Origin of the sequence: Streptomyces sp. NPDC018019 (assembly GCF_044327805.1) — a bacterium.
In the GTDB taxonomy this organism is placed as follows: Bacteria; Actinomycetota; Actinomycetes; order Streptomycetales; family Streptomycetaceae; genus Streptomyces.
Window position 1 is genome coordinate 17,568 of record NZ_JBIRGD010000023.1, and the last position, 18,776, is coordinate 36,343.

Below are 18,776 nucleotides of genomic sequence, written 5' to 3' on the forward strand. Positions count from 1 at the left end.
CCGACGCTCACCAGGGCTTCCTCTCGTAGGCGGCCGCCCGCTGCCACAGCACGTCGTGGTCCGTCTCGTCGCTCAGCCGGCCGCTCAGGGTCTGCAGTGCATCGACAATCTTCGGATACAGCTCGGCCGCCGGGTCGCCCAGCGGGTCGGACCACAGCGCCGCGTACGGGTCGGTCGCCGGATGGGTGGTGATCCACCCGGCGACCAGCAGGCGGCCGACCATCACCAGGTCGGGCGGGCCCTGCGCCGGAGCGATCCGGTGCCGGAACTCCGCGCCCGCCGAACGCCCCAGCGCCTCCGCGTCCCAGCGCCGCGGCGCGCGCTGGATCCAGGACAGCTCCTCGCACCACGTCCGTGCTGAGCCGTCGCCCCCGCACACGCCGAGGAAGCGGTCGTACAGATAGACCGCGGCACCCTCGACATCACCGCCCGCCAGCCGGTGGTAGGCGCCGACACGGCCCGACTCGGCGGCGGCCCCCAGGATGTCGTGGGCGGCGTCCCACGGTGACGTGCCGTCCGGCGCTGCCGCGGCCAACGCGAGCCTGCCCAGCAGCAGTCTGCGGACGATGACCGGGAGAGCGCTGTGCTGGTGGCCGTCGAAGGCGATCCGCTCGGCGTACTGATCGTCGTGGGCCAGGCCGCGCAGCAGCCGCGGCGGGGCGTCACCCCGCCGCCACAGGTCACCGGCGCTCGCGGCCTGCCCGAGGGTGACGGCGGCGGCAGCGCGCGGCAGGGCGTCACCCAGCTCCTGCGGCAGGTCCTGGAGCAGCAGTGCCAGCAGCTCGTCCGCGACGGAGTGCGGCCCTTCCGGCGCCATCACCATGCGCAGCCGCCGCCCGCAGGGCACCTCCGGCGCGAAGTCCTCCAGCGCCTCCAGCACGGCGCGGGTGGCCGCCGGATGGCCGCGCGTCAGCTCATGGACCGTACGGCCGAGCCACGCCACCGGGTGCGTGAGGCCGGCCAGCGCGGCCGACGGCATCCGCTTCACGTACGGACCGGCCTGTTCCTGCACCTCGGACCGGTCCAGCAGGCGCAGCTGCGCCACCTCCAGCCGGGCGCCGCCGCCGGGCCGGGTGACCACCCGTGGCACGAACAGTTCCGGACCGTCCTCCTGTTCCGGCGGCTGCCAGCACGACAGATAGCTGCCGAGCTGCCGTGGTCCGACCTCCAGCTGCCGCAGCACTTCCGGGGGACGGCGCGCGCAGGCCACGACCACCAGGGGGTCCGGCTGTTCCGGAGCGGCGGCCCGCGCCTCGGTCAGGGCCTGGAGGAACGCGTCCCCCAGCTCGCTGTCGGCGTTGTCCAGCAGCACCAGGCAGCGCAGCGTACGGGCGCGGTCGCCGCCGTGCTTGGTGTACGCGCCCTGGAGGTCGGCGAGGAACGCCTGCAACAGCACCGACTCGGCGCGCTCGCGCTGGGCCGCCGTGCCGTGCCGGAAGTGGTGGTTGAGGTCGACGAGCGCATCCGCGGGCACCTGGGGGCGGTTGCCGCCACCGCGCGGGACCCGGCCCAGTCGCCGGTGCACGCCCCACCACACCCGGGCCCGCTGCCAGCCCTGTATCAGCGGCACGACCGCCGCCGACCAGCCGGGCAGTCCCATCGGCACGCCGACCGAGGTCACCAGTTCCCGCAGCACCGCCAGCGAATGGTCCTCCGCGCGGCCGGTGCGCAGCGCCTCGCGCATCTGGCCCAGTGCGGCGTCCCGGCTCTCCGGGTCGGCCTCGGCCGACAGTGCCATCAGCAGGACCGCGAAGGACGGCAGGGCCAGCGGCGGGAAGTCGCGCCGGCGCGCGTTGAGCTGGAAGGCGATGCGGGCCAGGACGTCCACCGGGTGGTGCACGCCGTCGTCGAGCGCCGCGAGGTCCAGGGCGGCCATGGGCGCGCTGCGGCCCCAGTTCTCCAGCCGGCCCGTCAGCGCCGTCTTGCCGCTGCCGCGGGGCCCGAGCAGCAGCAGAACGGGGTGGCGGGCGTGCTCACCGCGGCCCCGGACGAGCCGCTGCCCGACGAACGCGCGGATCATCTGATCACGTCGGGACTGCACTGTCCCCCCTCGTGGTCACCGTCGTGAAGGACCAGGATGCAGCAAATACCGTGCCGCGCAAGGGGTTTCAGAAGCAGACGAAACCGGTGAGCGGCATGGGGCTGCTGAGGCGCGGTGCGCGGCGTCCGGCCACCGGCTAACCGCCGTCCGCCTCGCCGTCCGCGTCGTCGTCCGGCACCCAGCGCAGCACGTCCCCGGGCTGGCAGCCGAGCGTACGGCAGATCGCGTCGAGCGTCGTGAACCGTACGGCCTTCGCCCGGCCGTTCTTCAGTACGGCGATGTTGGCGGGCGTGATGCCGACCGCCTCGGCGAACTCGCCGACCGACATCCGGCGCCGGGCGAGCTGGACGTCGAGGTCGACGACGATCGCCATCAAATGACCTCGGCCATCTCGGTGCGCAGCTCCGTCGCCTTGCGCAGCAGGCTCCGCATCACGACGACGAGCATCGCGAACGCCGCTCCCACGGCAGTGCAGACGGTCGCGGCGCCCAGCGCGCCGACCACGTCCATGCCGTCGTCGGGCGAGGGGATCTCGGCCAGGCCCAGGTGCACGGTGACACCGAGCGCCAGCAGCGTCGCCACCACCGCGGCCCCGATGATGATGTCGACCCACCGGAAGGCCCGCGGAGTGAAGATCGCGTCGCGTTCGACCATGGTGAGCAGCATCCCCAGGGCGACCAGGCCGACTTGGACACAGGCGATGACCGCGATGGCCACCGCCGTGTAGGGCACGGCGAACGGGGCGTACGGAGGGAAGCGGTCGACCTCGTCGGCCGCCGTCGTCGGTACGACCATGAGCTGACCGAAGAGACCCAGCAGGAACGCCACGGCGATACCGGCCTGGAGCGTGCCGATGAAGAATCGATGCATGTATCGATTCTCGATCGTTCTCTATCGAGAATCAATCGATTCTGGCGAGTTGGCCAAGACTGTGCGGGCGCTGGCGCGCACGAACGGCCACGCCCCTCAGTAGCGGCTCCCCGGAATCCCGGCGTCGCGCGGGCCGTACGGCGCGGAATCCAGCCAGCGCCCGGCCCGGCCCGAACGGGGCGCAGCGGCGGCGGCCAGCCGCTGGGCGGCGCGGTGCCAGGGGGTGGGCGCGGTGAGATGGGTCAGGGCCCGGCCGGCGGCGCCGCGGTTGAGGACGGCGGCCCGGTGGCGGGCGCGCGCGTAACCGGCCACGTCGCCGGTGGCCACCGCCGCCGTGGCCGCCGCCGCGTCGGCGATGCCCGAATTCAGGCCCCGCGCGCCGAAGGGGGCGAAGAGGTGCCCCGCCTCCCCGGCGAGCAGCACCCGGCCGTACGCGTCGGTGAGCCGGTCGGCGACCACCTGCTGGAAGCGGTAGTGCGAGGACCACGTCACGGAGCAGGCGTGGCCGTCCGGCAGCAGAGCGGGCAGCCAGTCCGCCGCGGCCCCGCCGAGCACATCGGGATCGTCGTCCGGCCGGCACTGCACATCCACCCGCAGCCCGCCGCGGAACGGCACGGTCAGCACGTTCCGTCCGGCCATCCGCGGGTCGCGGTAGTGGAAGGCGCGCTCCCGCGGCAGGGGGTGCGCGGCGTCGTCCGCGAGGTCGAGCACGAGGAAGGCGTGCGGGGAGCGCGGCCCGTGCAGCCGTACGCCGATGGCCCGGCGCACGGCCGACCGGGCGCCGTCGCAGCCGACGGCGTACGCGGCGCCGAACACGGTGTCCGGCGTACGCACCTGCACGCCGTCGGGTGACGTGGTGACGCCGGTGACCGGGGTCTCCCAGCACAGCTCCACGCCGGCACGGCGGCAGGCCGCCCGCAGCAGCTCCTCCATGACCGGCTGCGGAAGGCTGGAGAAGGGCGCGCGGTCGGCCGGCAGCGGGATGTACGCACGGTGGTGCACGTCCCGGCCCGCGAAGCTCGTGCGCCGCGCGCCCCAGACCAGCCCGTTGCCGACCAGTTCGGCGCCCAGTACCGGGTCGGCGGCGGCGAGCGTGGCCAGCGACTGCCGGTGCAGGAAGATCGCCCGGCTGCCGGGCCGGGGCGCGGTCTCCGCCGCCGCCTCCAGGACGGTGGCGGCCAGGCCGCGGGCCCGCAGCAGCAGGGCGGTGGCCAGCCCGACCGGACCGGCGCCCACGACGATGACGGGTGTCGAGGTGGTGTACATGACGGCCTCCTAGCGGGGCAGCCGGCCGCGGGCGACCTTGCCGCCCGCGGTGGTGGGCAGTTCGGGCAGGAACGTCGTACGGCGCGGGATCTTGTACGGGGCCAGGTGCGCCCGGCAGTGGGCGAGGATCGCGGCCTCGTCGGCCGCCGCGTCGGGGACGGTGGCGATCCAGGCGCGCGGCGACTCGCCGCGCACCGCGTCCGGCATGGCGGTGACGGCGACCGCGGCCACGGACGGATGGCCGGCGATCACCCGCTCCACCTCGGCCGGGTAGACCGTGTAACCCCCGCACAGGATCACGTCCTTGAGGCGGTCCAGCACGGTGACCCCGCCGTCGGCCGTCACCTCGCCGACGTCCCCGGTGCGCAGTTCGCCGTCCGGGGTCAGGACCATCGCGGTGGCCTCCGGGGCGCCGAGGTAGCCGGGGGTGACGAAGGGCGCGCGGACCAGGAGCTCGCCGTCCTCGCCGGTACGGACCGCGGCGTCCGGCACGGGCGGGCCGGACGTGCCCGGGTGGCCGGGGTCGTCGGCGGGGGTGAGCGCGGCCAGACCGGCCAGTTCGGTCATGCCCCAGCCCTCGGCGAAGACGGCCCCGGACCGCTCCTGCCAGTCGCGGGCGAGCTGTGCGCCGGCGGGCTGGCCCGCGGAGAGCGAACAGCGCACCGACTCCAGCGGCAGCTCCGTGCGGGCCAGCAGCCTGCGGTACATCGTGGGCACTCCCGCCAGCACGGTGGGGCGGTGCCGGCGCAGCGCCTCGGTGACCGCGTCTTCGGTGAAGCGGGTGAGCAGCACCAGGGCGGCCCCTGCGGACAGTGCGGCGTTCAGGACGTTGGTGCCGTACGTGTGCGCCAGCGGCAGCGGGCTGAGTACCGTGTCGCCGGGTCCGAGCGCGAGCCGCCGGGCGATGTTCCCGCCGCCGAGCCGGACCGCGTGCCGGGTCTGGAGCGCGCCTTTGGGGCGGCCCGTGGTGCCGGAGGTGTAGGCGAGCGTCGCGATGCCGGTGAAGTCGGTGGCGGGGGAGCGCGGTGCGGGAGGCGGCGGGCTGGGCCCGTCCGCGGTGAGGACGAGGACGGAGCCGCTGTCGCGGGCCGCGTGATGGATCTCGTCCGGTGCGGAGGCGGCGTTCAGCGGGACGCTCACGGCGCCCAGCTCCGCGAGTGCGAGGTAATCGATCACCCACGCACGGCCGTTGGGGCGGCACAGCACGGCCCGGTCGCCGGGGCGCAGGCCCGCGGCGGCCAGCTCGGCGGTCCGGCCGGTGATTGCGGCGCGCAGCTCGCCGCGGGTGAGGGGGCCCTGCTCGTCGATCAGGGCGGCATCGGGGTGGTGGTGGCGGGACATGAGAGGCTCGCTTTCTTCGTGTTACGAGAGCTGGAGAGTTCTTCGTGCGTTCGGGGGGTGGGCGGTTCTTCCTGCGTACGGGAGTTGGAGAGGGGAGGGTGGTCAGGGCGCGGGCTGCCAGGCGTTCGCGGCGGCGTGCACGATCCGCAGCACCTCGGCCGGGGTACGGCCGGGCTCGTCGAGCAGCAGGCCACCCGGCCGGCTGCCGACCGAAGCGTGGGTGTCGAAGAACGCGCCGATCTCGGCCGCCGCCGTGGCCACGCCGTGCCGGGGCGCGCAGACCCACGTCACCGGCGTACCGGTGCAGGCCACCGCCTCGATCAGCGCGGGCAGTTCGGCCACGATCCGGTCCGGGGCCAGCCGTACGGCCAGCACGAGCCGTCCGGGCACCCGCCCGGGGTTGAGCGCCGCACAGCGCGCGGCGATCTCACGGGGGTGGTGGCCGGGCCGCGGACGCAGCCCGGCCACGGTGCCGGGAGGCGGCACCCGGTCGCCGTCGGCCGTCCAGTGGACCTGGCCCGCGACGGTGGGCGGGCAGGCGTCGAGGAAGGTCATCAGCTGCGGGAGGTCGTCCAGCCAAGCGGGGGAGCGGACCGCCGTCCGGTACTCCTCGGCGACCCACCGGGCCTCCCGCGGCAGCACGCCCGGCGGGGGGTGCCCGCCGGTGACGACGGTGACGGGCACACCGGCCGCGTAGTGGACCAGCCCGGCGGCCACCGTCGTCAGCGCTCCGGTCGCGTGGCGCCCGAGGTGCAGCAGGAACGCGGTGCCGTCCGCCGTCGGGGCCAGCGCCGGGTGCGGATCCGCCGCGGTGGGCCCGGCACCCTGGATCTCCTCGGTCAGCGGACGCGGGCGGCCCAGCAGCCGCTGCTGCGGCGGCGGTGCCGGGACGACGACCGGCTGGGGCCGCACCGCGGCCGGTTCCCCGCCCGGCTGCGGGACGGCGTGTCCGTCGTCCGCCACGGCCTCGTCCGCCGCTTCGGCGGGCACCAGCCGCGGGTTGAACAGCTCCCGGATGAACAGCCAGGGCCGCTCACCGTCGAGCACCACATACGACTTGAACACGGCCGGCCGGATGCGGCCGTCCTGCTCCCACCCGGCCACCCCCACCTCCACCAGCCGCCGGGTGCGCATGGCGCCGTTGGCCCGCAGCCCGTAACCGATGGGCGTACGGGGGCTGGTGAGGCACGCGGTCAGTGCCGGGTCGTCCGGGACGAGTCCGACGACGGTGTTGAGCGAGACGGGCGTCAGCGCGGCGTCGGCCAGCGCGGAGCGCCGTACCAGGACCTGTTCGTCCCGGCCCAGGCTCAGGCAGCGGCGGGTCAGCGCGTCCTGCTCGGCGGCGGGCGCGGTGCCCTGGTGCAGGACGCGCAGCCGCAGGGGAGTGGCGAGCGCGGACTCCAGCAGGGTGGTGGTCAGACCGTCGCTGGCGAGCAGCATCCGGGTCAGCGGGCTGGCGAACCGGGCGACGTCCCCGAGGTCGAAGGGCCGCGGGGCCGGCCGGTCCGGGGACCGGACGCCGGTGCCCGCACCGCCGTCCGGCAGGTGGCGGTCGGTACTGGGGTAGCGCAGCGGGGTGAACACGGTCAGGTCCTTTCCATCAGTGGTACGGCGCCGGGGACGGCGAAACCGTCGTCCGCCGTCTCCCGGCGGGGCCGGGGGCAGGAGCCGTGGCGGCGGGCGCGTGCCGCGCCGGCCAGCTCCCGCAGCAGCTGGGCGGTGCCGCTCCAGCCGATGCACGCGTCGGTGACGCTCTGTCCGAAGACCAGCGGCCGGCTGCCGGGGTCCTGGCGGCCGGGTACGAGGAAGCTCTCCAGGAGCACCCCGCGCACGGCGGTCTCGCCGTCGGCGATGCGGACCGCCAGGTCCTCGGCGACCGCGTGCTGCCGCTCGTGCTGCTTGCCGCTGTTGCCGTGGCTGGCGTCCACCAGCACACGGGCCGGCAGTCCGGCGGCGGCCAGCAGCCCGGCGGCCCGGCGGACGTGCGCCGCGCCGTAGTTGGGGCCGTCCGCGCCGCCGCGCAGGACGACGTGGCAGTCCGGGTTGCCGCTGGTGCGCAGCAGCGCCACCGGTCCGGCGCCGGACGCGCCGAGGAAGGTGTGCGGCGCGGCGGCGGCCCGTACGGCGTCGACCGCGACCTGGACCGAGCCGTCCATGCCGTTCTTGATGCCGACCGGCATCGGCAGGCCGCTGACCAGGTCCCGGTGCACCTGGCTCGCCGCCGTACGGGCCCCGACGGAGCCCCAGGCGACGACGTCGGACAGGTACGCCGAGGTCACCGGGTTGACCCATTCGCAGCCCACCGGCAGTCCGGACTCGGCGATGTCGAGCATCAGGGACCGGGCCTCGGCCAGGCCGCGGCCGAGGTCGGCGCCGCCGTCCAGGCCGGGGTCGCCGACCAGGCCGGGCCAGCCGAGGCAGGAGCGCGGCTTCTCGACGTAGACCCGCATCACGACGAGCAGGTCGTCCGCCAGGGCCGCCGCCGCGTCCCGCAGCCGGGACGCGTAGTCCAGGGCGGCCGTGCGGTCGTGCACGGAGCACGGCCCGACGATGGCGAGCAGCCGGTCGTCCCGGCCGTCGAGGATGCGCACGATGTCGTGCCGGGCGGTCATCGCGGTGTGCGCCGCGTGGTAGGTCAGCGGCAGCCGTTCGGCCAGCTGGGCCGGGCTCTCCGCCGCCAGGACGCGGGTCTGGCCGCCGGTGGGGCGGACCCGGCGCCCGTCGCGGTGGCGGATGCGCGGGGTTTCCGGGGCAGGGGTCGGGGTGGTCATGGTGGTTCGCTCCTCAGGGGTGGAACGGTTCGGCGGGGACTGGACGAAGGGCGTCATGACGTGTGGCCTCCGTGACCGGAGCCGTGGCCGCCGCCGTGCATGCCGGGGTGCATGTCCATCACCGGTCCGGGCATGACCGTGAACGGCCGCATCATCGCCTCGTCCTCGTGTTCGAGGATGTGGCAGTGGTACATGTAGCGGCCCGATCCGCCGTCGAACTGCCCCAGCACGGAGACCAGCTGGCCGGACCCGGCGGGCGCGGGCCTGGTGTCGCCGACCCGTACGGTGTCCTTCCAGCCGAGGTCGGCGCCGGTGACGGGCAGTTCCCCGGTGAAGGTGACGGGCGTGACGGTGCCGTATCCGCGGATCGTGCCGTCGCCGTGGTACAGGCGCTGGAAACCGCGGGCGTCGTAGTTCTGCCGCCGGGTCTCCTGGAAGCGGATCAGGTGGATGTGGAAGGGGTGCACGGGCCCGCCCAGGTTCAGGACGTTCCACTGCTCCCAGCCGCCTTCGCGCGCCATGATCGTCGTGGTGTCGTTGAACGTCTCGGCGACCCGGCGCAGCGTCAGCAGGGGCCGCCCCGGCCGCTGCACCTGCACGATGCCGTCACTGGGGATCTCCACCGAGGAGGCGTCCTCGACGGTCTCCATCTCCCACATCATCGGCATCCCGGTCGCGGCCGGCGGGGTCAGCACGATCCACCGGTGCTCGTGGTCCGGGGCGGTGGCGTGGCTCAGCCGTACGTAGGACGGGCTCAGCCGCGCCGGAAGCGTGAACGGGTCGTCCGCCGCCTCGTCCGCGACCCGGAACTGGAGCACCTCGGGTGCGGGCGCCGGGCCGGGCGGGTTGGTGGCGGTGTCGGCCCAGTGCACGCGCATGCCCTTGAGGACGGAGAAGTCGGCCAGCACGTCGGCGCGTTCGCCGGGCGCCAGGGTCAGGCCCTGCTCCGGCAGCGGCTCCGGCTCGGGCAGCAGCCCGCTGTCCGTGCCGATCTGGTGGAACGCCCGGTCGACCAGTTCCCGGTCCACCGGTGTCCCGTCCTCGTGGCACAGACGCAGCGTGAAGAAGCGTGCGTTGGAGCCGTTGACCATCCGGAAGCGGTACCAGCGGGCGGCCACCTCCAGGTGCGGCTGGACGACGCCGTTGACGACGTTGTACGGCCCGAAGAAGGGCCGGGGCACGTCCTGGTCGTCCCGCAGGACCTTGTGCATGAGCACGCCGGTCGGGCGGCCCTCCCAGTCGGTGTCCACGTTGCGGTCGCACAGCACGAGCGGGATTTCGTGGGCGCCGTCCGGCAGGCCGAGCGCCGCCTCCTCGTCGTCCCGTATCCAGTACATGCCGGCCAGGCCCGTCATCACGTTCAGCGCGGTGATGTTCATGGCGTGGTCGTGGTACCAGAGGGTGCAGGACGCCTGGTCGTTGAGGTATTCGGAGAGCTGGGTCTCGCCCGGCGGCACCGCGTTGTCGGTCCAGCCGTCGTTGCCGCCGCCGGTCCGCGCACCGTGCAGGTGCACCACCGTCCAGGGCGGCAGCGCGGCCACCTTGCGGTCGAAGGTGTCCGCCTGGTGGTCGAAGCCGGGGCGCATGATGTTCGCCGGCACCCGTGTCTCCACCTTGATCAGCGGGTACGGGCCGCTCAGCCCGTTGGCCCAGGACACCCGCAGCCGGGTGCCGCGCCGCACCTCGATGGTCGGCCCGGGGACCTGCCCCTCGTAGGCCCACATCAGGGACGGCGGGAGTTGCGAGTGCAACGGGACGCGGACCGCGCGGGTCCGTACGGTCAGCTCGGCGCGCCCGGTCTCCGGGTCGGGCTCCGGCCGCAGGACCGGCGGGACCCGCAGCGGGTCCAGGAACGGTTCCAGCGGTGGGGGAGCGGGGGCGGCCGGGGTCTGCGGGATCACCGGTGCCTGCGGCACCGGCTGCGACACCGGCGGGGTCTGCGGCACCTGCGGGGCCTCGGCCGGCGCGGGGGCGGCCGGGGGAGCCGGCGCGGTCAGCACGGTCGGCTCGGTGACGGTGGCCGCTTCGGCGGGGGGTTCGATGAGCTCGGGCATTTCGGGGACTCTTTTCCGCTCGGTGGGAAGGTGACTTCTTCACCGTGCGCCCCGGCGGCCCCCCGCCACATCGGGGAAAACACGTGCCCGACTACTGAACCGGTACGGATACCGGGCTCCGCACCACTGAGTCCGGGCGGAAGGGCGTACGCACTCGGCGGGGGCCGGAACCGTCCGCGCCTCCTCATCTGATGTTCAAACGTCTGACCTTTATCTGTAGGCTGCCTCCATGAAACGCATCAATGCACCGCGCAGGTCGGCAAGCCTGTCCGCACAGCTCGTGGACAGCCTCCGCTCGCACATCGAAGCGGGGGGATGGCCGGTGGGCACGCGCATCCCGCCGGAGCAAACCCTCATCGAGGAGCTCGGGGTCGGACGCAGCACCCTGCGGGAGGCGCTCGGCGCGCTCGTGCACCTCGGCCTGCTGGAAGCCCGGGTCGGGGACGGCACCTACGTCCGCGCGTCGAGCGAGCTCCAGTCCGTCATGGTGCGGCGGGCGAGTTCCGCGCAGCGCAACAACGTTCTCGAACTGCGTACCGTCCTTGAGGAGTACGCCTCAGGGGCCGCCGCCCTGCGCCGCAGCGAGGACCAACTGCGCTGGCTGAAAGAGCTGGTGGCCGATGCCGACGCGGCCTGCGCCGGCGCGGACATGGCAGCAGCCGGTGATGTCGACGCGCTGTTCCACCGGGCCGTCGTCCGGGCCGGCGGAAACGACCTCCTGATCGAGGTGTACGACTACCTCGGCACGGCTCTCTCCGCCTCCCTGGGCGGCCTGCCCTGGGACACCGCCGGCGCCGAGGAGCATGCCCGCCTGCACCGGCGGCTCGTCGACGCGATCGAGGCCCGGGACGAGGGCGGCGCCCGCGCCGCGGCGGCCGCGATCGTCCAGCTCACCCGCGACCACGAGGCCGAGGCGCCACGAGCGGCGGAAGGCCCCGAGGCGCCACGAGCGGCGGAAGGGCAGTGAGTCCGCGGTTCTCTTCGGCCCCTGCTCGGCAAGTGAAGACACCCCAGATGAACGGGCCTTCAGTCCGCGAAGGAGTCGCCTCATGGCCGGCCCGCAGCTCCCCGCTGACGAGTTCAGCGCACGTACCGCTCAACGCACCGCTCACCTCTACGCGACCGATCCGCAGTTCCGCGGTGCCGCGCCCCTACGACACGCTGCCCGTGGACTTCACAGCGCAGGCCATTGCCTCACTGGGCGACCACGCACGGGAGGGGTACCGGACCTTCAACGTCGTGAACCCGCACGAGGACGGAATCTCACTCGACGCCTTCGTCGACTGACTGGTGGCGGCAGGCCACCCCCTGGCGCGCATCCAGGACTACGACGAGTGGCTCCACCGCTTCGAGACGGTCCTGCGCGGCCTGCCCGACCGCCAACGGCAGCATTCGCTGCTTCCCCTGCTGCACGCCTTCGCAATCCCGTAGGAGCCCCTGCCCGGTTCCGCCCTGCCGGCGCACCGGTTCCGCGCGGCAGTACGGGCCGCCGCCTTCAACGAGGAGAAGGACATCCCCCGTCTGTCGCAGGACCTGATCACCAAGTACGTGGCGGACCTCCGGTCGCGGTACCTGCTGTGACCGGCCCCGGCCCGGGGCAGAAGGAGTGCCCCTCGCGCAGGACACGGCCGTCGGCTCCGGTCAGGACTCCGGCCCCCGGACTCCCGCCAGCTTGCCCGCCACCGCCGCCCGCGACGACACCCCGAGCTTCGCGAACACGTGCGCCACATGCGTCTCGACCGTTCGTGGACTCAGGAACAGCCGCTCCGCGATCCGCTGGTTGCTGAAGCCCTGCCGGACCAGCTCGGCCACCTCCGCCTCCCGCCGCGACAGCCGTCCCTCCGCCCGCGCCGCCGTACGCCCGGTCCGTACGCCCAGCCGTCGCTGCTCGCGTACGGTCCGGGCGTGCAGCCCCAGCGCCCCGCACGCGCCGAACACTTCCGCCGCCCGCGCCAGCTCCGTACGGGCCGCGGCCTTCTGCCCGCTGCGGGCGTGCGCGGTACCGGCCCGCAGCCACGCCCGCGCGGCGAACAGCCGCTCGCCCGCCGTCTCGAACAGCTCCGCGGCCCGGCCCGCGCCACGCGCCGCCGAGGCCGGGTCTTCCTCCTGCTCCGCGTGGGCCCGCGCCAGCGCCCCGTGCCCCGACCCCGCACCGCCGCCCGGCACCGCTTCGGCCCGGTCCGCCCAGCGCGCCGCCGCCTCGGGCCGGCCCCGCTCGGCTTCCGCGTCGGCCATCGCCTCGCAGCCCACCAGCAGGCAGCTCCGCTCCAGCAGGGGGGAGACGAACTCGTCGCACGCGGCCAGCACCTCGCTCCCGCCCGCGTCCACCTCGTCCAGCCCCACCAGGGCCAGACCGCGCCCGAGCACGCCCAGCCGCGCCCACCACTCCCGGCGGCCGTCCGCGTGCCGGATCGCCTCGTCGGCCAGCGCCAGCGCGGCCGTGTGGTCGCCGGTCCAGCGGACCATGAGCGACTTGACGGCCAGCGCCAGGGCCACGCACTCGTCGGAGCCGAGCAGCCGCGCGGCGTCCACCGCGTCCTCGGCCCGGTCCACCGCCTCCGCGAGCCGTCCCGTCCGCCCGTACGTGAACGCCTGCGCGGCCAGGATCCAGGGCGACAGATAGCTCTGCCCGGTGGCGTTGGCGATGGCCAGGCTCCGCTCGACCATGCGGGCGGCCTGCGGCAGCCGGCCCATCATCGCGTCGATCCAGCACAGGAAGGACAGTGACTCCAGCCACGGGGCCAGTTCCGCGTCGGTGGCCTCTTCCGTCAGCCGCTCGGCCCGGCCGGCGAGGTCGCGTGCGGCGGCCAGGTCGCCGGAGCCGTAGGCGTGGCCGAGGCGGAGCGCCACCAGCGGCACCCAGTCGTCGGGCGCCGCGCCGACCTGCTCGGCGGTGCCGCCGGCCCGGGACAGCACGGCGGTGAGCCGGTCCAGCTGCTCGGCGGCGGCCGGGAAGTCGGCCCGGATCAGACTGTCGCCGATCAGCTGGAGGTGCAGCGGGACCGCGTCCGCCGCGTGCTCCGGCGGCACCCGGCTCAGCTCGGCGCGCAGCAGCGCCCGGCCCTCCGCCTGCCGGTTCAGCAGCCGCTCCAGGATGGCGCAGAAGCGGGCGGCGCGGGCCCGCTGCGCCCAGGCGTCCGGCGGCAGCAGCCGCAGCACCTCCAGCGCCGTGTCGCGGCCCTGGACGAGCCGTCCGCCGACGCCCTGGAGGCGGGCCAGCTCGACGAGGAGGGCGAGCCGGTCGGGCGCGGGCCCGGTCGCCGTACCGCCGGGTTTCTCGGGCAGCAGGTCCAGGGCGGTCCGTAGCCACTGGGCGGCGGTCGCGGGGGACTGGTACGCGGTCGCCCGGGCCGCCTCCACGAGCACACCGACGGCCAGCAGATCACCGAAGCGCGCCGAGCGGGCGATGTGCCGGGCGCGGGTCACGGTGGGCGCGTCGCGCTCGTCCAGGGCGGCGGCCACCCGCGCGTGCGCCGCGACCCGCCAGCCCGCGCCGGAGGAGGCGTACGCGAGGTGCCGGACGACCGGGTGGCGGAAGCGGAACCGTCCCGGCGCCGGCGCGACGCGCACCACGTCCCGCACCACCAGCTCGTCGAGGGCCGCGAGGGCCTCGGCCTCGGTCATCGGGGCGGCCACCGCCACCATGCCCGGCTCGAACTCGTCACCGAGCGTGGCGGCGGCCTGCGCGGCCAGCCGTGCGCCGTCGGGCAGCGCGGCCAGTTCGGCGGCCAGGGCCTCGCGTACCGCGCCCGGCAGCAGGCCGTCGTCGGCATCGGCCGGGGCGGCGCTCCCGGCGGGCGTCGCCTCGGCCGGTGCGGAACGGGCCAGCGCCTCCAGGTAGAGCGGGTTGCCGCCGCTGGCCTCGTACAGCGCGCGGCGGCGCCGGGCACCGACGGACGGGCCGAGGAACTCCCCGGCCTCCTCCAGGGTGAGCGGCGCGACCTGGATACGGGTGCGCAGGCCCGGCGCGGCGTCGGCGAGGGCGGCGGTGAGCCGGGGGCCCGCCTGGCGGGTGCGGTAGGTGACGGCGAGCAGGATCGGGCCGCGCGGCGCGTGCCGGGCGAGGTGGGACAGCAGTTCCACCGAGCCCTCGTCGGCCCAGTGCACGTCGTCCAGCAGGACCGCGAGGCCGCCGGGCTCGGCGAGGGCCTCCAGCAGGAGGCGTACGGCCCGGTGCAGGCGGTAGCGGTTGAGGCCGGTGCCGCCGGCCGCCGCGGGATCCGCTGCCGGTCGGTCCGCCGACAGGGACGGGAAGACGCCGGCGAGCAGCCGCGCGCTCTCCGGGTCGAGGGCCGCGCGCACCTGCTCGGCCCGGCTGTCCACCTGGTCGTCGAGGGCGTCCACGGCCAGCGAGAGCGGTACGTCGTTCTCGAACTCGGTGCCCCGGCCGCGCAGGACGGTCAGCCCGTGCCGGAGCGCGGCCCCGGCGGTCTCGCCGAGCAGCCGGGTCTTGCCGGCCCCCGGGTCGCCGGTCAGCTCGACGAGGCGGAACTCGCCCCCGGCCGCCCGTTCCGCCTCGGCGCCGAGGAGCCGCACGACCTCCGCACGGCCGATGAGCGCGCGGTTCCCGTCGGGAGGCCCGGGAGGTCCGGGAGGCGGAGGAGGTGGGGAACTGTCGGGCATCAGGGCAAGCCGGTTTCGGTCGGTGGGCGGACGGGTGAACAGCGGAGGGCGCCCTAATGGAATATTTTGGTATATACCGACTTTTCGGGCAATCTCTCGCGACGGCGGGGCTGAGGAGGCGGGTGCCGTATGCAGCGCCGCATTCCCCTGTTCACCAGCGAAGGCGTCCGGGACGCCGAGGTCACCGTGCATCCGTTCACGGCGGGCGACGGGCTGGGCCTGACCCTGACCCGCTACCGCCGGGCACGTGCCCCGGGCTCCGCGCCGGGCGACGTGGTGCTGCTCGTGCACGGCCTGACGACGTCGAGCGACATGTTCGTCATGCCCGAGCACGAGGACCTCACCAGCTACCTGCTCGACCACGGGTATCCCGACGTCTGGGCCCTCGACAACCGGATGAGCAACCGCTTCCCGTACGACATGGCGTGCCACCGCTTCACGCTCGACGACGTCGCCCTGCACGACTTCCCCGCCGCGTTCGCCGAGATCCGCGCGCACGTCGGCCCGGCGGCCCGGCTGCATGTGATCGCGCACTGCCTGGGCGGCGTGGCCTTCGCCATGAGCCTGACCGCCGGCCTGGTCACCGGCGTCACCAGCGCGGTCATCAACAGCTCCGCCCTCGTCCTGCGGGTGCCCCGGTGGTCCCGCTGCAAGCTGTACGCCGTCCCCGGCCTGACCGAGTACGTGCTGGGCCTGCCCTACCTCAACCCGGCCTGGCCGCAGGACGCCCCGTTCACCCGCGGCCGCATGATCGCCCGGCTGGTGTCGCTCTTCCACCCCGAATGCCGCGTCGGCCCCTGCCACATGGTGAGCGCCATGTGGGGCACCGGGCGGCCCGCGCTGTACGAGCACGCGCACATGTCGCCGGTGACCCACGAGCGCATCCCGGACCTGTTCGGCGCCACCGGCGTGCACTACTACCGGCACGTCCGGGCGATCGTCCGGGCCGGCCGGGCCGTCAAGTACCGGCCCGGCGACCCGGCGTACCGCGCTCTGCCCGACGACTACCTGGAGGCGGCGGCCGGTCTGACCACCCCCCTCCTGCTGACCAGCGGCGACCGCAACCGGGTCATGGCCGACTCCAACCCCGCCTGCCAGCGCGAACTGGCCGCCCGCGCGCCCGGGATGACCCGGCTGCGGCTCTTCCCCGGCTACGGCCATCAGGACGTCTTCATGGGCCAGGACAGTGCCCGCGACGTCTTCCCGCACCTGACCGCGTTCCTGGACGCGCACGCGGGCCGAGCGCCCGCGCCCGGACGATAATCCGTCAACAAGTGCTTTCATGCGCACGTGTTGACTGTCGTCGGGGCGACCGCACGCTCGCTCCTCGACGCTCCAGGCGCTTCCTGCTGCCCGGTCGCGGCTCGACGCCTCGGGTGCCCGCGTGCCTCGGTTGCTTCGCGCACTTCGGATGCTCCGCGTGCCGGGGAGGACGCATGCTGACCGTGCTCCGTCACCGCACCTACCGCCGTCTGTTCTCCGCGCAGGTGATCGCGCTGGTCGGGACCGGGCTGGCCACGGTGGCCCTGAGCCTGCTCGCCCACGACATCGCCGGCCCGGACGCCGGATCGGTGCTGGGGACGGCGCTCGCGATCAAGATGGTGGCGTACGTGGGGCTCGCACCGGTCGTCAGCGCGCTCGCGCACCGGCTGCCGCCCCGCCCGGTGCTGGTGGGCGCCGACCTGCTCCGCGCGTCGGTGGCGTGCGGCCTGCCGTTCGTCACCGAGACCTGGCAGGTCTACGCCCTGATCCTCGCGCTCCAGGCCGCCTCGGCCACCTTCACCCCGGCCTTCCAGGCCCTGGTCCCCGAGGTGCTGCCCGCCGAGGCGGACTACACCCGGGCGCTGTCGCTCTCGCGCCTGGCGTACGACCTGGAGATGCTCTTCTCCCCGGCGCTGGCCGCCGCCCTGCTGTCGTGGGTGACCTACACCTGGCTGTTCACGGGCACCGCGGCCGGATTCCTCGCCTCCGCCGCACTGGTCCTGTCGGCCGCCCTCCCCACGGCCTCCCGGAAACCGGCGGACGGCGAACCCGGCTTCGCCGCCCGGGCCACCCGGGGGACCCGGCTGTTTCTCGCCACCCCGCGCCTGCGCGCCCTGCTGGCGCTGACGCTTGCGGTGGCCGCGGGCGGCGCGACGGTGATGGTCAACACGATCGTCTACGTACGGGACCACCTGGGCCGCTCTCTCTCGGACCTGCCGCTGGCCCTGGGCACCTACGGTGCCGGCTCCATCCTCACCGCGCTGCTGCTGCCCCGTCTCCTGCGCCGCGCCGGCGAGCGCACGCTGATGCTGCCCGCCGCCTGCGCCACCGCGGGCCTGCTCCTCGCCCTGGCCGCCGCCACCCGGGCCGCGCCCGGCGGCTGGGCCTGGCCGGCGCTGCTGATCACCTGGGCCGCCTTCGGCGCCACGGGGTCCCTGATCACGACCCCCACCGGCCGCCTGGTGCGCCGCTCGGCCGCCCCCGGCGACTTGAACGCCGCCTTCGCCGCCCAGTTCTCCCTCTCGCACGGCTGCTGGCTGCTGACGTACCTGCTCGCCGGCCGGCTCGGCGCCGGAGCAGGCCTGTCCGCCGCTGCCCTGGCCCTCGGCGCGGTGGCCCTCGGGGCCGCGCTGGCCGCCTGGCGCCTGTGGCCCGCCCCGGACCCGGGCCGCCTCACCCACACCCACACCGCCCTGGCCCACGGGCACCCGCACCTGTCCGGCGCACACCGGGCGGGCAACGGGTGGCGGCACGCCCACGTTTACGTCATCGACGACCTCCACCACCGCTGGCCCGCGCGGGCCGCCGCCGACTGACGGCCCGTGCCGTCCCGGGCGCCGGAGGACAGGCGGCACCTACCATGTGCGCATGAGCGCACGCGTGCACACCGCAACTGCACATCCCGCGCAACAACCCGCGCAACAACAGGGCGACGACGAGCGGTTGCGGACCGCCGCGGCCGTCCTGGCGCTGCTCGCCGACCGCACCCGGCTGGCCCTGCTCCAGCACCTCACCGAAGGCGAGGCGGACGTCGCCACCCTGACCGCCGCCACCGGCGCCGCCCGCCCCTCGGTCAGCCAGCACCTGGCCAAACTCCGCCTGGCCGGCCTGGTGACCACCCGCAAGGACGGCCGCCGCGTCGTCTACCGCCTCCGGCACGGCCACCTCAAACGGCTGGTGGCCGAAGCCCTGAACGTGGCCGACCACAAGATCGGCCACCTGCCGCCGCACGATGAGCCCCGCGCCGCGCCGGGCCCCGGTCCTTCGCCCCTCACCGCAACCGGTCGACATCCCCCAACGACTCCAGCAGGCCGCGCAGATCCTTCGCCATGCGGTCGCGCTGGGCACGGGTGAGACCGGCGAGCAGGCGGTCCTGGGCGGCGACGTTGTCGAGCAGGGCCTTGTCGACGAGCTCCAGACCCGCTGCGGTGAGCGTGACGTCGAAGCTGCGGGCGTCGTGGGCGCGGCGGGTGCGGGTGATCAGACCGCGTTCTTCGAGGCGGTCCAGGCGCTGGGAGATGGCGCCCGAGGTGACCATCGAGGCGTGCATGAGCGCGGCGGGGGTCAGCCGGTGCGGCGGAGGGCTGCGGCGCAGGGTGGCGAGGACGTCGAAGGCCGCGGCGTCGAGGTCGTGGCTCTTGTGGACGGCGCGCAGCTCCGTCTCGATGATCTGCGCGAGCCGCTTGATCCGGCCGACGACGGCCATGGGCGACGCGTCGAGGCCGGGGGCCTGCTCGGCCCACTCCGCCAGGACGCGGTCTACGTGGTCGGTCATGCGGCTCACCCTAGCGGTTGCTTTAGCGGTGAGATAAGCCCTACCTCAACGCT

15 protein-coding genes and 1 pseudogene are annotated in these 18,776 nt (G+C 74.8%); 6 read left to right on the forward strand and 10 right to left on the reverse strand.

Annotated elements, in window-relative coordinates; all coding sequences use genetic code 11:
• Positions 1-7 precede the first annotated feature (7 nt).
• From ACH4FX_RS31120 to ACH4FX_RS31155, 8 genes are all read right to left on the reverse strand, one after another.
• The gene (locus ACH4FX_RS31120) at positions 8-2,041 is read right to left on the reverse strand and encodes an ATP-binding protein (RefSeq protein WP_398484568.1); all 2,034 of its coding nucleotides are present in this window, start codon (positions 2,039-2,041) and stop codon (positions 8-10) included.
• Between the two features lie 136 nt (positions 2,042-2,177).
• On the reverse strand, positions 2,178-2,414 hold the full coding sequence (locus ACH4FX_RS31125; RefSeq protein ID WP_398484570.1) for a helix-turn-helix domain-containing protein: 237 nt from the start codon (positions 2,412-2,414) through the stop codon (positions 2,178-2,180).
• Entirely contained in the window at positions 2,414-2,911 is a 498-nt protein-coding gene (locus ACH4FX_RS31130; protein WP_398484571.1) for a DUF2975 domain-containing protein, read from the reverse strand. Before ACH4FX_RS31130 ends, ACH4FX_RS31125 begins: the two co-directional genes overlap by 1 nt.
• Positions 2,912-3,007: 96 nt before the next feature.
• Positions 3,008-4,177, reverse strand: coding sequence for an FAD-dependent monooxygenase (locus ACH4FX_RS31135; RefSeq protein WP_398484573.1), 1,170 nt, complete (start codon positions 4,175-4,177; stop codon positions 3,008-3,010).
• A gap of 9 nt (positions 4,178-4,186) precedes the next feature.
• Complete coding sequence (locus ACH4FX_RS31140; protein ID WP_398484575.1) at positions 4,187-5,518, reverse strand: class I adenylate-forming enzyme family protein; 1,332 nt, start codon at positions 5,516-5,518, stop codon at positions 4,187-4,189.
• 102 nt (positions 5,519-5,620) lie between these two features.
• On the reverse strand, positions 5,621-7,102 hold the full coding sequence (locus ACH4FX_RS31145; protein ID WP_398484577.1) for a 3-deoxy-7-phosphoheptulonate synthase: 1,482 nt from the start codon (positions 7,100-7,102) through the stop codon (positions 5,621-5,623).
• 2 nt (positions 7,103-7,104) lie between these two features.
• Positions 7,105-8,289 carry a 3-deoxy-7-phosphoheptulonate synthase gene (locus tag ACH4FX_RS31150; RefSeq protein ID WP_398484578.1) on the reverse strand — a complete coding sequence of 395 codons (1,185 nt, stop codon included), beginning with the start codon at positions 8,287-8,289 and terminating at the stop codon, positions 7,105-7,107.
• Positions 8,290-8,342: 53 nt separating this feature from the next.
• Complete coding sequence (locus ACH4FX_RS31155) at positions 8,343-10,343, reverse strand: multicopper oxidase family protein (RefSeq protein ID WP_398484580.1); 2,001 nt, start codon at positions 10,341-10,343, stop codon at positions 8,343-8,345.
• 229 nt (positions 10,344-10,572) lie between these two features.
• Here ACH4FX_RS31155 and ACH4FX_RS31160 point away from each other — a divergent pair, with 229 nt between their 5' ends.
• The 3 genes from ACH4FX_RS31160 to ACH4FX_RS31170 all read left to right on the forward strand — a co-directional run bounded on the left by ACH4FX_RS31160 (position 10,573) and on the right by ACH4FX_RS31170 (position 11,774).
• Positions 10,573-11,310, forward strand: a complete 738-nt coding sequence (locus tag ACH4FX_RS31160) for a FadR/GntR family transcriptional regulator (RefSeq protein ID WP_398484582.1) — start codon at positions 10,573-10,575, stop codon at positions 11,308-11,310.
• Between the two features lie 173 nt (positions 11,311-11,483).
• Positions 11,484-11,630: a hypothetical protein gene (locus ACH4FX_RS31165; RefSeq protein ID WP_398484584.1), complete on the forward strand. Its 147-nt coding sequence runs from the start codon at positions 11,484-11,486 to the stop codon at positions 11,628-11,630.
• Positions 11,631-11,633: 3 nt separating this feature from the next.
• Entirely contained in the window at positions 11,634-11,774 is a 141-nt protein-coding gene (locus ACH4FX_RS31170; RefSeq protein ID WP_398484586.1) for a hypothetical protein, read from the forward strand.
• Positions 11,775-11,984: 210 nt separating this feature from the next.
• On the opposite strand, the gene ACH4FX_RS31175 is transcribed toward ACH4FX_RS31170, so the two are convergent.
• The gene (locus ACH4FX_RS31175; protein ID WP_398484588.1) at positions 11,985-15,158 is read right to left on the reverse strand and encodes an AAA family ATPase; all 3,174 of its coding nucleotides are present in this window, start codon (positions 15,156-15,158) and stop codon (positions 11,985-11,987) included.
• Here ACH4FX_RS31175 and ACH4FX_RS31180 point away from each other — a divergent pair.
• The 3 genes and pseudogenes from ACH4FX_RS31180 to ACH4FX_RS31190 all read left to right on the forward strand — a co-directional run.
• The gene (locus ACH4FX_RS31180; RefSeq protein ID WP_398484590.1) at positions 15,096-16,229 is read left to right on the forward strand and encodes an alpha/beta fold hydrolase; all 1,134 of its coding nucleotides are present in this window, start codon (positions 15,096-15,098) and stop codon (positions 16,227-16,229) included. The two genes, ACH4FX_RS31175 and ACH4FX_RS31180, sit on opposite strands and share 63 nt — an antisense overlap.
• 173 nt (positions 16,230-16,402) lie before the next feature.
• Entirely contained in the window at positions 16,403-17,764 is a 1,362-nt protein-coding gene (locus ACH4FX_RS31185) for an MFS transporter (protein ID WP_398484592.1), read from the forward strand.
• A gap of 52 nt (positions 17,765-17,816) precedes the next feature.
• Positions 17,817-18,182 (forward strand): annotated as a pseudogene (locus tag ACH4FX_RS31190) (ArsR/SmtB family transcription factor); the annotation flags it as partial.
• A gap of 37 nt (positions 18,183-18,219) precedes the next feature.
• On the opposite strand, the gene ACH4FX_RS31195 reads toward ACH4FX_RS31190, so the two are convergent.
• Entirely contained in the window at positions 18,220-18,723 is a 504-nt protein-coding gene (locus ACH4FX_RS31195; RefSeq protein WP_398484594.1) for a MarR family winged helix-turn-helix transcriptional regulator, read from the reverse strand.
• Between the last annotated feature and the right edge of the window lie 53 nt (positions 18,724-18,776).

What these genes read in the sequence shown, in the direction of transcription:
- ACH4FX_RS31125 (WP_398484570.1), bottom strand. Translation starts at nt 2,414, where the DNA reads ATGGCGATCGTCGTCGACCTCGACGTCCAGCTCGCCCGGCGCCGGATG.
- ACH4FX_RS31130 (WP_398484571.1), bottom strand. Translation starts at nt 2,911, where the DNA reads ATGCATCGATTCTTCATCGGCACGCTCCAGGCCGGTATCGCCGTGGCG.
- ACH4FX_RS31135 (WP_398484573.1), bottom strand. Translation starts at nt 4,177, where the DNA reads ATGTACACCACCTCGACACCCGTCATCGTCGTGGGCGCCGGTCCGGTC.
- ACH4FX_RS31140 (WP_398484575.1), bottom strand. Translation starts at nt 5,518, where the DNA reads ATGTCCCGCCACCACCACCCCGATGCCGCCCTGATCGACGAGCAGGGC.
- ACH4FX_RS31150 (WP_398484578.1), bottom strand. Translation starts at nt 8,289, where the DNA reads ATGACCACCCCGACCCCTGCCCCGGAAACCCCGCGCATCCGCCACCGC.
- ACH4FX_RS31155 (WP_398484580.1), bottom strand. Translation starts at nt 10,343, where the DNA reads ATGCCCGAGCTCATCGAACCCCCCGCCGAAGCGGCCACCGTCACCGAG.
- ACH4FX_RS31160 (WP_398484582.1), top strand. Translation starts at nt 10,573, where the DNA reads ATGAAACGCATCAATGCACCGCGCAGGTCGGCAAGCCTGTCCGCACAG.
- ACH4FX_RS31180 (WP_398484590.1), top strand. Translation starts at nt 15,096, where the DNA reads ATGCAGCGCCGCATTCCCCTGTTCACCAGCGAAGGCGTCCGGGACGCC.
- ACH4FX_RS31175 (WP_398484588.1), bottom strand. Translation starts at nt 15,158, where the DNA reads ATGCACGGTGACCTCGGCGTCCCGGACGCCTTCGCTGGTGAACAGGGG.
- ACH4FX_RS31185 (WP_398484592.1), top strand. Translation starts at nt 16,403, where the DNA reads ATGCTGACCGTGCTCCGTCACCGCACCTACCGCCGTCTGTTCTCCGCG.
- ACH4FX_RS31195 (WP_398484594.1), bottom strand. Translation starts at nt 18,723, where the DNA reads ATGACCGACCACGTAGACCGCGTCCTGGCGGAGTGGGCCGAGCAGGCC.